Origin of the sequence: Saliniferula longa, assembly GCF_050789285.1 — a bacterium.
In the GTDB taxonomy this organism is placed as follows: Bacteria; Pseudomonadota; Alphaproteobacteria; order Rhodobacterales; family Rhodobacteraceae; genus CAVPWP01.
The window spans coordinates 527,088-540,958 of record NZ_JBOUVX010000003.1; the positions used below are offsets into that span (position 1 = coordinate 527,088).

Annotated in this window: 13 protein-coding genes; 11 read left to right on the forward strand and 2 right to left on the reverse strand. The window is 66.3% G+C overall.

The features are described from left to right. Window positions 1-129 precede the first annotated feature (129 nt). From ACRDNQ_RS15625 to ACRDNQ_RS15675, 11 genes are all read left to right on the forward strand, one after another. Window positions 130-885, forward strand: coding sequence for a DeoR/GlpR family DNA-binding transcription regulator (locus tag ACRDNQ_RS15625; RefSeq protein WP_431829617.1), 756 nt, complete (start codon window positions 130-132; stop codon window positions 883-885). Between the two features lie 40 nt (window positions 886-925). Continuing rightward, the gene (locus ACRDNQ_RS15630; protein WP_431829618.1) at window positions 926-1,492 is read left to right on the forward strand and encodes a TRAP transporter small permease subunit; all 567 of its coding nucleotides are present in this window, start codon (window positions 926-928) and stop codon (window positions 1,490-1,492) included. Then, the gene (locus ACRDNQ_RS15635) at window positions 1,489-2,823 is read left to right on the forward strand and encodes a TRAP transporter large permease (RefSeq protein WP_431829619.1); all 1,335 of its coding nucleotides are present in this window, start codon (window positions 1,489-1,491) and stop codon (window positions 2,821-2,823) included. The genes ACRDNQ_RS15630 and ACRDNQ_RS15635 overlap by 4 nt, the downstream gene beginning before the upstream one ends. Window positions 2,824-2,932: 109 nt before the next feature. Beyond that, window positions 2,933-3,982, forward strand: coding sequence for a twin-arginine translocation signal domain-containing protein (locus ACRDNQ_RS15640; protein WP_431829807.1), 1,050 nt, complete (start codon window positions 2,933-2,935; stop codon window positions 3,980-3,982). Window positions 3,983-4,076: 94 nt separating this feature from the next. Further along, on the forward strand, window positions 4,077-5,441 hold the full coding sequence (locus ACRDNQ_RS15645; RefSeq protein ID WP_431829620.1) for a glutamine synthetase family protein: 1,365 nt from the start codon (window positions 4,077-4,079) through the stop codon (window positions 5,439-5,441). Between the two features lie 33 nt (window positions 5,442-5,474). Then, complete coding sequence (locus ACRDNQ_RS15650; protein WP_431829621.1) at window positions 5,475-6,863, forward strand: aldehyde dehydrogenase family protein; 1,389 nt, start codon at window positions 5,475-5,477, stop codon at window positions 6,861-6,863. Beyond that, on the forward strand, window positions 6,860-8,005 hold the full coding sequence (locus tag ACRDNQ_RS15655; RefSeq protein ID WP_431829622.1) for an iron-containing alcohol dehydrogenase: 1,146 nt from the start codon (window positions 6,860-6,862) through the stop codon (window positions 8,003-8,005). Before ACRDNQ_RS15650 ends, ACRDNQ_RS15655 begins: the two co-directional genes overlap by 4 nt. Before the next feature lie 282 nt (window positions 8,006-8,287). Further along, window positions 8,288-9,400, forward strand: coding sequence for an ABC transporter substrate-binding protein (locus ACRDNQ_RS15660; protein ID WP_431829623.1), 1,113 nt, complete (start codon window positions 8,288-8,290; stop codon window positions 9,398-9,400). 65 nt (window positions 9,401-9,465) lie between these two features. Continuing rightward, complete coding sequence (locus ACRDNQ_RS15665; RefSeq protein ID WP_431829624.1) at window positions 9,466-10,332, forward strand: ABC transporter permease; 867 nt, start codon at window positions 9,466-9,468, stop codon at window positions 10,330-10,332. After that, window positions 10,329-11,111 carry an ABC transporter permease gene (locus tag ACRDNQ_RS15670; protein ID WP_431829625.1) on the forward strand — a complete coding sequence of 261 codons (783 nt, stop codon included), beginning with the start codon at window positions 10,329-10,331 and terminating at the stop codon, window positions 11,109-11,111. The genes ACRDNQ_RS15665 and ACRDNQ_RS15670 overlap by 4 nt, the downstream gene beginning before the upstream one ends. Then, window positions 11,111-12,160 (forward strand): ABC transporter ATP-binding protein, encoded by a 1,050-nt coding sequence (locus ACRDNQ_RS15675; RefSeq protein ID WP_431829626.1) that lies wholly within the window; start codon window positions 11,111-11,113, stop codon window positions 12,158-12,160. The genes ACRDNQ_RS15670 and ACRDNQ_RS15675 overlap by 1 nt, the downstream gene beginning before the upstream one ends. A 9-nt stretch (window positions 12,161-12,169) precedes the next feature. On the opposite strand, the gene ACRDNQ_RS15680 is transcribed toward ACRDNQ_RS15675, so the two are convergent. Both ACRDNQ_RS15680 and ACRDNQ_RS15685 read right to left on the reverse strand, forming a co-directional pair. Next, on the reverse strand, window positions 12,170-12,877 hold the full coding sequence (locus ACRDNQ_RS15680) for a response regulator transcription factor (RefSeq protein ID WP_431829627.1): 708 nt from the start codon (window positions 12,875-12,877) through the stop codon (window positions 12,170-12,172). Between the two features lie 736 nt (window positions 12,878-13,613). Then, complete coding sequence (locus ACRDNQ_RS15685) at window positions 13,614-13,820, reverse strand: hypothetical protein (protein WP_431829628.1); 207 nt, start codon at window positions 13,818-13,820, stop codon at window positions 13,614-13,616. Window positions 13,821-13,871: the final 51 nt, after the last annotated feature.

Below are 13,871 nucleotides of genomic sequence, written 5' to 3' on the forward strand. Positions count from 1 at the left end.
CAATTGCATGGCGCGGCCGATCGGTCAATTTCCCGCCTGAAATCCGGTCATTCGGTCAATATCACGCCGGAAAACTGTTGACACGGTCATGTCCGTCGGGATGCACTGCGGCGCGACAGGGGGATACGGGTGAAGCCCAGGGACAGACAGGCGCGGATACTCGAGATCGTCAGCCGCGACGGCGAGGCGGCGGTCGAGGATCTGGCACGCAGCTTCGAGGTCTCGCACGAGACGATCCGCCGCGACCTTCAGGAACTGGCCAGCACCGGCGCGCTGCACAAGGTCCGCGGCGCGGCGCGGCGGCTCAAGCTGCACACCGAGGGCAGCTTCCGCGACCGGCTTTACGAGCATTCCGCCGAAAAGGCCGAGATCGCGCGCAAGCTGGCCGGCATCGTCGAAGACGGCGACACGATCTTCATCGACACCGGCACCACGACCCTGGCCTGCGCCGAGGCGCTGGCCGCGCGCGAGGGGCTGACCGTCATCACCAATTCGGTGCGCATCGCCCAGCGTCTTGGCGAACAGCCTGGCCGCGCCCGGGTCTTCCTGCTGGGCGGCGCGTTCGGGGCCGACAGCGCCGAGACGGTGGGCCCGCTGGTGATCGAGCAGGTCGGCCGCTTCCAGGCCGATCACGCGGTGATCACGGTCGCAGCGCTTGACCCCGACGGCGGCGCGATGGACGCGGATTTTGACGAAGCGCAGGTCGCCCGCGCGATGATCGGTCAGGCCAAGACTGCCGTCGTCCTGTGCAACTCGCAGAAATTCGGACGCCGCGCGGCGTTCAGAGTCTGTCGACTCGATGAAATCGATGTGCTTGTGTCGGACGCAAGGCCCGAGGGGCGGCTGGCGACGGCACTGTCGTCGGCGGGGGTGACGGTGCAATGACAGCGGTCGGCGCGCCCAGACGAACGGAGACGGGCTGACCATGCCAGGCGCGATCAGGGCCTATGTGCGGATCATGGACAGGATCGCCGACTGGATCGGGCTGATCGCGATGTACCTGATCTTCCTGATGATCGCGGTCCTGCTATTGGATGCGATCACGCGCAACGTCGTCCACATCCCGCTGCACTGGTGCGTCGAGTTCGCGCAGTTCACGCTGGCGGCCTATTACTTCATGGGCGGGGCCATGACGTTGAAGAACGACGATCATGTGCGCATGGACCTGATCTATTCGCACCTGTCGCCGCGCGGCCGTGACCGGATGGACCTGGTCACCGTCGCCTGCCTTGGCTTTTACCTTTGCGTGATGCTCTGGGGCTCGATCTCGAGCCTGCAATACGCCATCGAGACGGACGAGCGGCGGTTCTCGCTGTGGAACCCGTCGATGATCCCGATCAAGTCGCTCATGGTCGCCTGCATCGTGCTGATGCTGCTTCAGACGATCTCGCTGTTCTTCAAGCACTGGGCCGCGTTGCGGGGCGAGCCGCTGTCGACGCCGGTCGATCCGTCCGAGAACCTGCTGGCCCATCACGAGGAGCGTCGCCCGTGAGTTACGAGCTCATCGCGGGGCTGATGTTCCTGTCGATGCTGTCGCTGATGCTGACGGGCCAGCGCGTCTTCGCGGCGGTGGGCTTCGTGGCGGCGGGAGCGGCGCTTCTTCTGTATGGGACGGGCGGCATCGAGATGCCGTTCAACGCCACGTTCAAGCTGTTCAACTGGTTCCCGATGCTGACGCTGCCCCTGTTCATCTACATGGGCTACGTGCTGTCGGAATCGGGCATCGCCGAAGATCTGTACCGGATGCTGCACGTCTGGTTCGGCAAGTTCGCGGGCGGCCTGGCCATCGGGACGATCCTGTTGATGGTCATCATCTCGGCGATGAACGGGCTGTCGGTCGCGGGCATGGCGATCGGGTCGGCCATCGCGCTGCCCGAGATGTTGCGGCGCGGCTACGACAAGGTGCTGATCACCGGGGTCGTGCAGGGCGGCTCGTCGCTGGGCATCCTGATCCCGCCGTCCGTCGTCATGGTGCTTTACGGCGTGATCGCGCGCGAACCTGTCAGCCAGCTTTGGCTTGCGGGCGTTGGCCCGGGGCTTCTGATGGCGACGCTGTTCTGCCTTTACATCTATGTCCGCGTGAAGGCGAACCCCGCGCTTGCCCCCGCCCTGTCGGACGAGGAACTGTCGATGCCCCTGTCCGAGAAGCTGGCGCTTCTGCGGGCCGGGATCATTCCCTTCGCCATCTTCTTCACGATGACGGGCCTGTTCGTGATGGGTTTCACCAGTCTGGTCGAAAGCTCGGCCGTGGGCGCGACGGCGGCGACGCTGGCGGCCTGGTGGAAGGGACGCGTCAGCCGCGCGATGATCCACGAGACCGCGAAGAAGACGCTTGCGATCTCGTGCATGTTCCTGTGGCTCATCCTTGCGGCGCTGGCCTTTTCGGCGGTGTTCGACGGCATCGGCGCGGTCCGCGCGATCGAGAACGTCTTCATCACCAACTGGGAACTGACGCCCTGGCAGACCATCGCCCTGATGATGGCCAGCTTCATCGTGATGGGGATGTTCCTCGACGACACGGCGATGCTGGTGATCGTGGCGCCGCTTTACGTGCCGCTGGTCGACCGGCTTGACCTTGGCATCGACGGGCAGATGATCTGGTTCGGCATCCTCTACACGATGACCTGCCAGATCGCCTACATCACGCCGCCCTTCGGCTATAACCTGTTCCTGATGCGCGGCCTTGCCCCGAAGGAGATCACGCTGGTCGACATCTACCGGTCGATCTGGCCCTTCGTGATAATGATGGCGCTGACGATCGCGCTGGTGATGATGTTCCCGCAGATCGCGCTGTGGCTGCCCCAGACGTTGAACGTGAGGTGATGATGTCGAGCGACCAGACCCAAAAGGCCCCCCAGAGGCCGCAATCCGCAACAGAGGAGTGACGACCATGTCCGATCAGATCAAGAAACCCTCGCCCTCCGAGGCGATCCTGGCCACCCGCCGGAAGTTCCTGCAGAGGGCAGGGCTTGGCGGGGCGGCCGCAGCCACATCGATGCTGGCGGCGCCCGCAATCGTGAAGGCCCAGGCGCCGATCCGCTGGCGGCTTCAGACCTATTCGGGCGCGCCGCTGGGCGCCCATGTGATCCTGCCGCAGATCGAGGCGTTCAACGCCGCCGCGAACGGCGAGATGGAGATCGAGCTGTACTACGCCGACCAGCTTGTGCCCACGGCCGAGCTGTTCCGCGCGCTGCAGAACGGCACGGTCGATGCGGTGCAGTCGGACGAGGCGACGATGGCCTCGCCCGTCGACATCAGCGTCTTCGGCGGCTACTTCCCCTTCGCCACGCGCTACAGCCTCGATGTGGCGTCGATGTTCATGTACTACGGCCTCGACGAGATCTGGAAGGAAGCCTACGACGAGGTCGACAACGTCACCTGGCTGTCGACCGGCGCCTGGGATCCGCTGCACATCTTCACCGTCGACAAGCCGATCCGCAGCCTGGCAGACATGAACGGCCTGCGCGTTTTCGGCGTGCCGACCGCCGGGCGGTTCCTCAGCAAGTATGGCCTGATCCCTGTCACCGTGCCGTGGGACGACGTGGAAGTCGCCATGCGCACGGGCGAGCTTGACGGCGTGGCCTGGTGCGGCTTCACCGAAGCCTACGAGGTGGGCTGGGCCGACGTCTGCAACTACGCGCTCACGAACTCGGTCACGGGCGCATGGTTCGGCAGCTACTTCGCCAACACCGAAAGCTGGAACAAGGTGCCGCCGCATCTTCAGCAGCTTTTCCGCTCGACGATCGACCAGTCCCACTACTACCGGAACGTCTGGTACTGGGGCGGCGAGGCCAAGCTGCGCGTCGAGGGCGAGAAGATGGAACTGACCTCGATCCCGCAAGAGGAATGGGGACAGGTTGTCGCCGACGCCAGCGGTTTCTGGGACGAGATCGCCGCCTCGAGCCCGCGCGCGGGCCGGGTGGTCGACATCTTCAAGCAGTATGCGGCGAACCAGGAAGCGGCGGGCTATCCCTACCGCTGAGCCGCTGTTATAACACCGGGCGGGGCGCTTCGCGGCGCCCCGTCCCGTATCCGACGACCCGCCGCGCATGCGGCCAGAACGAAAGACACCGTCCATGCCTGCCAATCTGACCTTCGACGAACTCAAGGCCGCCGTCGCCGCGGGCGAGATCGACACGGTGCTGACCTGCATCGTGGACATGCAGGGGCGGCTCATGGGCAAGCGCTTTCACGCCGCGCATTTCGTGAATGGCGGACACGAGGAAACGCATGGCTGCAACTACCTTCTGGCCACCGACATCGAGATGATCACGGTCCAGGGCTATGCCGCGACAAGCTGGGAAAAGGGCTATGGCGACTATGTCCACAAGCCCGACCTGAGCACGCTGCGCCGGGTGCCCTGGCTGCCGGGCACGGCGATGGTGATGTGCGACGTGCTGGACCATCACACGCACGAGGAAATCGCCCACGCGCCCCGCACGGTCCTCAAGCGCCAGATCGCGCGCGCCCGCGCCATGGGCTTCGAGCCGATGATGGCCACCGAACTGGAGTTCTTCCTGTTCGAGCAGTCCTTCGATCAGCTTTTCGACGCCGGCTATCACGGCATGCAGACGCTGGCGCGCTATAACATCGACTATTCGATCATGGGCACGTCCAAGGAAGAGGGCGTGATGCGGGCGATCCGCAACGGGCTTTACGGCGCGGGCATCCCCGTCGAGAATTCCAAGGGCGAGGCCGAGGCCGGCCAGGAAGAGATCAACATCCGCTATTCGGATGCGCTTGATACCGCGGACATGCACGCGATCACCAAGAACGCCTGCAAGGAGATCGCCAACCAGCATGGGCGGGCGCTGACCTTCATGGCCAAGTACCGCACCGACCGGGCGGGATCGTCGAGCCACGTCCACCAGTCGCTCTGGTCCGGTGGCAAGCCTGCGTTCCTTGATGAAAGCGCCCCGCACGGCATGTCGGCCACGATGCGGCACTACATGGCGGGGCTTCTGGCCCACGCCTCCGAGACCACGTATTTCCTTGCGCCCTACGTCAACAGCTACAAGCGCTTCTGCGTAGGCATGTTCGCGCCGACGAAGGCCGTCTGGTCGACCGACAACCGCACCGCCGGCTACCGGGTCTGCGGCGCCGACACCAAGGGCATCCGGGTCGAATGCCGCGTCGGAGGGGCCGACCTGAACCCGTATCTGGCGCTGGCGGCCCTTCTGGCCGCGGGCCTTGACGGGATCGAGCGCAAGCTTGACCTCGAGCCCGAGCTATCGGGTGACATGTACCAGCGCGCCGGCATCCGCGAGATCCCCAAGAACTTGCGCGATGCGGCCAGCGCGCTGCACGGCTCGTCCATGCTGCGTGCGGCGTTCGGCGACGAGGTGGTCGACCACTACCATCGCGCCGCGCTTTGGGAGATATCCGAGCTTGACCGGGTCGTGACCGACTGGGAAGTGAAGCGCGGATTCGAACGCGCGTGAAGATGGGCCCCGAGCGGGCCGGAGGACACCACAATGACCAAGATGATCCAGTGCATCTCGCCCGTCGACGGGCGGGTCTATGCCGAGCGGCCGGCCCTGTCGCCGCAAGCGGCGGCGACGGCGGCGGCGCGGGCCAAGGCCGCGCAGCCCGCCTGGGCCGCCCTGCCCCTTGACGAGCGCATCGCCCGCGTGAAGGCGGGGGTCGCCGCGCTCAACGCGATGACCGACCCCATCGTCGAGGAACTGGCCTGGCAGATGGGCCGCCCGGTCCGCTATGGCGGCGAATTCGGCGGCGTGAACGAGCGCACCGACTATATGGCGAAGATCGCAGCCGAAGCGCTGGCGCCGATGGTCGTGGAAAGCTCGGACCGGTTCGAGCGGCGGATCGAACGCGCGCCGCAGGGCGTCGTCTTCATCATCGCGCCCTGGAACTATCCCTATCTGACGTCGATCAACACGATCGTGCCCGCGCTGATCGCCGGCAATTCGGTCATGCTGAAGCATGCCAGCCAGACGATCGTGGTGGGCGAACGGCTGGCGCAGGCCTTCCACGCCGGCGGCGTCCCCGAGGACGTGTTCCAGAACGTGGTCCTTGACCATGCCGGAACCGAGGCGCTGATCGCCGCGCGGTCCTTCGGCTTCATCAACTTCACCGGGTCGGTCGCCGGCGGCGCCGCGATCGAGCGCGCAGCGGCCGGCACCTTCACGGCGCTGGGGCTGGAACTGGGCGGCAAGGACCCGGGATACGTGATGGAGGACGCCGACGTCGACTGGGCGGTCGACGTGCTGATGGACGGCGCGATGTACAACGCCGGGCAATGCTGCTGCGGCATCGAGCGGATCTATGTCCACGAGACGCACTTCGACGACTTCGTGGGCAAGGCCGTGGCCTGGGTGAACAACCTGACGCTTGGAAATCCCTTCGACGCGTCCACGACTCTCGGCCCGATGGCCAACGCCCGCTTCGCGCAGACCGTGCGCGAGCAGACGGCCGAAGCCATCGCCGCAGGCGCAAAGCCATTGATCGAGAAGCAGAACTTCCCACAAGACGATGGCGGCGCCTACCTCATGCCGCAGATCCTGGTGAACGTCGACCATTCGATGCGCGTGATGCGCGAGGAAAGCTTCGGCCCCGTCGTCGGCATCATGCCCGTCAAGAACGACGACGAGGCGCTGCAGCTGATGAACGATTCGCCCTATGGGCTGACCGCCTCGCTCTGGACGTCGGACCCCGAGCGCGCGCTGGACCTTGGCCGGCGGATCGAGACAGGGACCGTCTTTCTCAACCGCGCCGACTACCTCGACCCGGCGATCTGCTGGACCGGCTGCAAGGACACCGGGCGCGGCGGGTCGCTGTCGGCGCTTGGCTACCACGCGGTCACGCGGCCGCGATCCTACCACCTCAGAAAGGTCAAGGCATGATCCCCACCGCCAACTGGTCCTATCCGACTGCGATCAAGTTCGGGCCGGGCCGAATCGCCGAGCTTCCTCAGGCCTGTGCGCAGGCCGGAATCGCGCGCCCGCTGCTGGTCACCGACCGGGGCCTTGCGTCGATGGCGATCACCACCCGTGCGCTGGATATCCTCGAGGCCGCGGGCTTGGGCCGGGCTCTGTTCGCCGAGGTCGATCCGAACCCGAACGAGAAGAACCTCGAGGCCGGACTTGCCGCATACAAGGCCGGCGGACACGACGGGGTCGTGGCCTTCGGCGGGGGATCGGGCCTCGACCTTGCCAAGATGGTCGCCTTCATGTCGGGCCAGACCCGGCCGCTGTGGGATTTCGAGGATATCGGCGACTGGTGGACCCGCGCCGATCCCAAGGGCATCGCGCCGATCGTGGCTGTGCCGACCACGGCGGGGACGGGCTCGGAAGTGGGGCGCGCGAGCGTCATCACCAATTCCGAGACCCATGTGAAGAAGATCATCTTCCACCCGAAGGTCCTGCCCACGGTCGTCATCGCCGACCCCGAGCTGACCGTGGGGATGCCCAAGGCGATCACGGCCGGGACGGGCATGGACGCTTTCGCCCATTGCCTCGAGGCCTATTGCTCGCCCTTCTATCACCCGATGAGCCAGGGCATCGCGCTTGAGGGGATGCGGCTTGTGAACCATTACCTGCCGCGCGCCTATGCCGATGGCACCGACCTCGAGGCGCGGGCGCACATGATGTCGGCCGCCGCGATGGGGGCCGTGGCCTTCCAGAAGGGTCTTGGCGCGATCCACGCGCTGTCGCACCCGGTGGGCGCGGTCTTCAACACGCACCACGGCACGACGAACGCGGTGGTGATGCCGGCGGTCCTGCGCTTCAATCGCCCGGCGGTGGAAGAGCGGCTGGACCGGGCCGCGGCCTATCTTGGGATTTCCGGCGGCTTCGAGGGGTTCTGCGCCCGCGTGGACGAACTGAACGCAATGCTGGGCATCCCGAAGGGGCTTGCGGCCATGGGGGTCGACCCCGCGCGCATCGACGAGTTGACGGCGATGGCGCTGGAAGATCCCAGCGTCGGCGGCAACCCTGTCGCGATGACTGCGGTCAACACCAAGGCGCTGTTTCTCGCCGCGATGTAGCGCCACGGACGGTCCCGGCGGCTGCGCCGCCCCGCCTCCTCGGGCGGGGCGTGCGAACTCGCCTTCGGGCTGAATGGCGACGGCCGTCCACAGCTTTCGGACTGCGCGCGCGGGCGGTAGGGGGGACCCAAAGGGCACCCTGGGGGGGCAACGTCATTTTTCTGTTGTCGGAGTGCGATTAACAGGATTTGCTTTCGAGTGCGGAAGCATGCACCCGGGAGAATCCCGTGACGGCGGGACACATGACCCGCGCGTGCATTGCCCGATCTGACGGAGACAGGGATGATCAAGATCACGACACGTACGATGATGGGGCTCGCCGTGGCGACCTCGCTTGCCATGCCGGCGCCCGTGATGGCGCAAAGCATGGACGAGCTTATGGCGGGCGCGCAGGCCGAGGGCCGGCTTTCGACCATCGCGCTGCCGCACAGCTGGTGCAACTACGGCGAGGTGATCGCCGGCTTCAAGGCGAAGTACCCCTTCCTCGAAATCACCGAACTGAACCCCGACGCGGGCAGCGCCGACGAGCTTGAGGCGGTGCGCGCCAACAAGGGCAACACCGGCCCGCAGGCCCCCGACGTGCTTGACATCGGGCTGTCGTTCGGTCCGGCGGCGCAGTCCGAGGGCCTTCTGCAGCCCTACAAGGTCTCGACCTGGGACACGATCCCCGACGACGCCAAGGACGCCGATGGCAACTGGTACGGCGACTACTACGGCGTGATGTCATTTGCCGTGAACACCGACCTCGTCGAGAATGTGCCGACCTCGTTCGAGGATCTGCTGAAGCCCGAATACGCCGGGATGGTGGCGCTGGCCGGTGACCCGCGCGCGTCGAACCAGGCGATCCTGGGCGTGATGGCCGCCGGCATGGCGCGCGGGGCCGAGCCCGGCGCGGCGTCGGCCGAGGCGGGCCTTCAGTTCTTCAAGGAGCTGAACGAGGCCGGCAACTTCGTCCCCGTGATCGGCAAGGCCGGCACCCTGGCCCAGGGCACCACGCCCATCGTGATCCAGTGGGACTACAACGCGCTGTCGACCCGCGACTCGCTGGCCGGCAACCCGCCGGTCGAGGTCGTCGTGCCGTCGGACGCGGTGCTTGCGGGCGTCTACGTGCAGGCGATCAGCGCCTACGCGCCGAACCCGAACGCGGCGAAGCTGTGGATGGAATATCTCTACAGCGACGAGGGCCAGCTTGGCTGGCTCAAGGGCTACTGCCACCCGATCCGCTTCAACGACATGGTCGCGCGCGGCGTGATCCCGCAGGAGCTGATGGACGCCCTTCCGCCCGCCGAGGCCTATGAGGCCGCGGCCTTCCCGTCGATCGACGCGGTCAACGCCAACGCCGATGGCGTGAAGGCCGGCTGGGACACGGTCGTCGGCGCCGCCGTGGTCGAGTGATGGACAGGTCCGGCGCGGTCCTTCGGGGCCGCGCCGGACCCCTTCCCCCACGCCCGAACAGCCGGATGCCATCACCCACATCGAACCGAGGATCGCTGCTGCGCTGGCTGGGCGTCGCGCCCTTTCTGCTGTTCGTCGGCTTCTTCCTGATCCTTCCATCCCTTTACATCGTCGTCGGCGCCTTTCGGGCGCCGGACGGAAGCTTCACCTTCGACAACATCCTTGGACTGAACACCCGCACGATCCGCAATGCCTACTGGGTGTCGATCCGGGTCAGCTTCTGGTCGGCGCTTCTGGGCTGCCTCATCGGCTTCGCGATGTCGGCGGCGGTGGTGCTGGGCGGGTTACCCAAGGCCATGCGCTCGCCCATGCTGACCTTCTCGGGAGTGGCGTCCAACTTCGCCGGCGTTCCCCTGGCCTTCGCCTTCATCGCCACGATCGGCCCCGCGGGCCTGATCACGCTGTGGCTGCGGACCGAGTTCGGGATCAACCTGCGCGCCTACGGGTTCAACCTGTTCTCGACCACCGGCCTGATCATCACCTACCTGTTCTTCCAGATCCCGCTGATGATCCTGATCATCACACCCGCCCTCGACGGGCTGAAGCGGGAATGGCGCGAGGCCGCGTCGGTGCTGGGGGCGACGGGGTTCCAGTACTGGCGCATGGTCGCGCTGCCGATCCTGTTTCCGTCGATCCTGGGCACCTTCGCGCTGCTCTTCGCCAATTCCTTCGGCGCGGTCGCCACGGCCTTCGCGCTGGCCGGGCCGCAGCTCAACATTGCGCCGATCCTGCTGTTCAGCCAGATCCGGGGCGACGTGCTGGGTTCGCCCGGGCTTGGCTATGCGCTGGCCTTCGGGATGATCGTCATCACCGGAGCGGCGAACGCGCTTTACATCTGGCTGCGCGCGCGCTCTGAGAGGTGGCTCAGATGATGCGCTTTCTGGCCTGGGGCGCGGTCCTGTTCGGTGCGCTATTCTTCGTTCTGCCGCTTCTGGGGATGACCGAGTTCTCGCTGTCGATGCGGCGCGGGGTCTATTCGCTCGACGCCTATCGCAGCGTTCTGGCCGACCCGCAGTTCGCCGCGACGCTGGGCTATTCGGTGGTGATGGCGCTGGTCACGATCGCCTTCGGGGTGCTGCTCGTGGTGCCCACGGCCTATTGGGTGCGCCTTCGGATGCCCGAGCTGCGGCCTTGGATCGAGTTCATCACACTTCTGCCGCTGGTGATCCCGGCGATCGTGATCGTGTTCGGCTATATCCGGCTTTACAACACCTCGTCCTTCCTGCCGCTGACGGGAACGACGATGGGCACGAACGTGCTTCTGATGTTCGGCTATGCCACGCTGGCACTGCCCTACATGTACCGCGCCGTCGACACCGGGCTGCGCACCATCGACGTCGTCACGTTGACCGAGGCCGCGCAAAGCCTTGGCGCGGGCTGGGCCACGATCCTGGCCAAGGTCATGTTGCCGAACGTCCTGGTCGCGGTCCTCTCGGGGGCGTTCCTCACCTTCGCGATCGTGATGGGCGAATTCACGATGGCCGCGTTGCTGAACCGTCCCGCCTTCGGGCCCTACCTGCAGATCGTCGGCGCCAACAAGGCCTACGAGCCGTCGGCCCTTGCCGTGATCGCCTTCGTCATCACCTGGGGCTGCATGGGGCTGATCCAGCTTGTCACGCGCTTCCAGAAACACAACAGGGTCGCCCGCTGATGGCATTCCTCGACATCCAGAACCTTGAAAAGTCCTTCGGCGCCAACCGTGTGGTCAAGGATTTCAACCTTGGCATCGAAGAGGGCGAGTTCGTTTCGCTGCTGGGGCCGTCGGGCTGCGGCAAGACCACCGTGCTGCGCATGGTCGCGGGGTTCGAGACGCCCAGCGTCGGCGCCATCCTGATCGACGGGCGCAACGTGGTGGGCCTGCGCCCGAACCAGCGCAACATCGGCATGGTGTTCCAGGCCTATGCGCTGTTCCCGAACCTTGCCGTGGCCGACAACGTGGCCTTCGGTCTGAAGATCAAGGGCGTCGGCCGGGCCGAGCGCGAGGCGCGCGTGACCGAGATGCTGCAACTCATCGGCCTTGGCGAGTTCGGCGACCGCTATCCGTTCCAGCTGTCTGGCGGCCAGCAGCAGCGCGTGGCGCTGGCGCGCGCGCTGGCGGTGCAGCCCAAGGTCCTGCTGCTGGACGAACCCCTGTCGGCGCTTGACGCCAAGATCCGCGTCAGCCTGCGCGACGAAATCCGCGCGATCCAGCGGCGGCTGGGGATCACCACGATCTTCGTCACCCACGACCAGGAAGAGGCGCTGTCGATCTCGGATCGGGTGGTGGTGATGAACGGCGGCATCGCCGAACAGGTGGGCCGGCCGCACGAGATCTACAACCGCCCCTCGACCCGCTTCGTGGCCGAGTTCGTGGGCACGCTGAACCTTCTGGAAGCCGAGGTGCTTGACCGCGCGACAGGCCGGCTGCGATTGGGCGGCGGCGAGGTGACGCTGGGGCGCCCCGTCGCGGCCGACCGCGCGACGGTCGCCATGCGGCCCGAAGTGCTGGGGCTTGGCCGCTCGGGCGAGGATGACCTTGTGCTGTCGGGCCGGATCGAGGATGTGCATTTCCTGGGATCGGTGATCCGCATCCAGGCCTCGGTGCCGGGCGGGCGGATCATGCTCGATACCTTCAACCAGCCGGGCTCGCCCCCGCCCGCGCCGGGGTCGGTGGCCGAGTTCGGGGTGAATTCAAGCCATCTTCTGGTTCTCGAAGGCTGATCGCCGTGCCTAGGCCGTGATCGGCGCCATGAACCGGTAGCCCACCCCATAGACCGTGTCGATCGCCTCGAATTCGGGATCGACCGCGCGCAGCTTGGTGCGCAGCCGCTTGATCTGCGTGTCGATGGTGCGGTCGTCGACCTCAAGATCGTCGCCATGCAGCAGATCGAGGATCTGCTGACGGCTGCGGACATAGCCCGGACGCTCGGCCAGGAAGTGCAGGACCTGGAACTCGTTGCGTGTGAGGCGCAGCGGCTTGCCGCCCCAGGTGGCCGAATGGCATTCGTCGTTCATCACCAGCGGGCCGCATTCCAGCCGGCGCGAGGGCGCCTCGGCCCCGTGCAGGGTCATGTCGCGCTCGGCGCGGCGGCTGCAGGCTCGAAGACGCTCGAGCAGCACCCGTGGCGAGAAGGGCTTGGTCACATAGTCGTCCGCGCCAAGGCGAAGGCCCATGACCATGTCGGTCTCGTCGGACACCGAGGACAGCATGACGACCGGCATCTGCGACCTGAGCCGGATGCTGCGCAGAAGGTCGAAGCCATCCATCCGCGGCATCTTCACGTCCAGCACGGCCACGTCCGGCGGACGGCGGGTCACTTCGCGCAGGGCCAGTTCGGGGTCGCTGTAGGTGTCGACCTCGTAGCCTTCGCTTTCAAGCATAACCGAGAGCGAGGCGAGGATGTTTCGATCGTCGTCGACAAGGGCCACGCGCTGCATCTCAGTTCTCCTGTACGGCAGAGGTTCGGGCCGGTGCGGACCGAAGGAAGTAGTCGAGGTCGCGGCGAAACGCGGCTTCGTGGCGGCGCCGCTCGGCGGTGCGGGCGGGCGCAGCCGGAAGTCGGCCCGGAAGGGCGATGCGCCATCCGCCGAAGGCTCCTGCCCCGACTGGAACAAGTCTGGCGGCCGCCCGCAAAAGCGGCGTGGGCAGATGGGTTTGGGCCGTCGGCAGCGGTACTGGCATCGTATTCCCCCCAGGGAACGGGGAACCCGGCCATGACCGGATCCCGGAAAAACGAAAGTGGTCGACGCAGGGCACACTCCATGCCCGCGCCGACCACCGACGTTTTTGCGCGGGCACCACTCACAACCGGCTTGCCCCTCACCCACCCGCGCTCAACGTCACCACGGGGGGGAGCCTTCCGGAAAGAACCAGATCACCGCTTACTCAAAAGGAACCGGCAAGGTCCCAAATTCACGCCCCCTGTCACCAGGACGTTGAAACCCGGTGACAGTCATGTGTCGGCCGGGCGCGGCAGAAGGTTCAAACTTTCTTCGGATTCTTTTTTCGCGCAAGAGGCGACGATGCGGTTTGCTGCGCACGGGCCCGGGCGCCCGACGGACGGACGACCGCCCCGGAAAGAAGAAGGGCCGGGATCGCCCCCGGCCCTGCCCCACCCATACATTTCGCACTCGTACTATCCGGAACTCCCGCGGGACCGCACCCGACCCTGCGTCAGGCCAGCCGCGCGCCGCCAGATCGCCGCGCGGCAAGGAAATAGGCCAGGTCGTCTTCGCAGCGCCGGCGCATGCGCTGCGACGCTTCGGCAAGACCGGCGGCGGAGCGGTCGACGCGCCCGGGCATGGTGGACCCGGCTTGGTCGCCGCCCTCGTGGCGCTGGCGCAGCGCGGCAGTCCGATCCTTGAAGAAAAGTCCGATCATCGCCTTCCCCTTCCGCGTTCGGTTACGACCCATGCAGGGATGTGTCGCAAT

What these genes read in the sequence shown, in the direction of transcription:
- ACRDNQ_RS15630 (WP_431829618.1), top strand. Translation starts at nt 926, where the DNA reads ATGCCAGGCGCGATCAGGGCCTATGTGCGGATCATGGACAGGATCGCC.
- ACRDNQ_RS15685 (WP_431829628.1), bottom strand. Translation starts at nt 13,820, where the DNA reads ATGATCGGACTTTTCTTCAAGGATCGGACTGCCGCGCTGCGCCAGCGC.
- ACRDNQ_RS15665 (WP_431829624.1), top strand. Translation starts at nt 9,466, where the DNA reads ATGCCATCACCCACATCGAACCGAGGATCGCTGCTGCGCTGGCTGGGC.
- ACRDNQ_RS15650 (WP_431829621.1), top strand. Translation starts at nt 5,475, where the DNA reads ATGACCAAGATGATCCAGTGCATCTCGCCCGTCGACGGGCGGGTCTAT.
- ACRDNQ_RS15645 (WP_431829620.1), top strand. Translation starts at nt 4,077, where the DNA reads ATGCCTGCCAATCTGACCTTCGACGAACTCAAGGCCGCCGTCGCCGCG.
- ACRDNQ_RS15675 (WP_431829626.1), top strand. Translation starts at nt 11,111, where the DNA reads ATGGCATTCCTCGACATCCAGAACCTTGAAAAGTCCTTCGGCGCCAAC.
- ACRDNQ_RS15660 (WP_431829623.1), top strand. Translation starts at nt 8,288, where the DNA reads ATGATCAAGATCACGACACGTACGATGATGGGGCTCGCCGTGGCGACC.
- ACRDNQ_RS15680 (WP_431829627.1), bottom strand. Translation starts at nt 12,877, where the DNA reads ATGCAGCGCGTGGCCCTTGTCGACGACGATCGAAACATCCTCGCCTCG.
- ACRDNQ_RS15655 (WP_431829622.1), top strand. Translation starts at nt 6,860, where the DNA reads ATGATCCCCACCGCCAACTGGTCCTATCCGACTGCGATCAAGTTCGGG.
- ACRDNQ_RS15670 (WP_431829625.1), top strand. Translation starts at nt 10,329, where the DNA reads ATGATGCGCTTTCTGGCCTGGGGCGCGGTCCTGTTCGGTGCGCTATTC.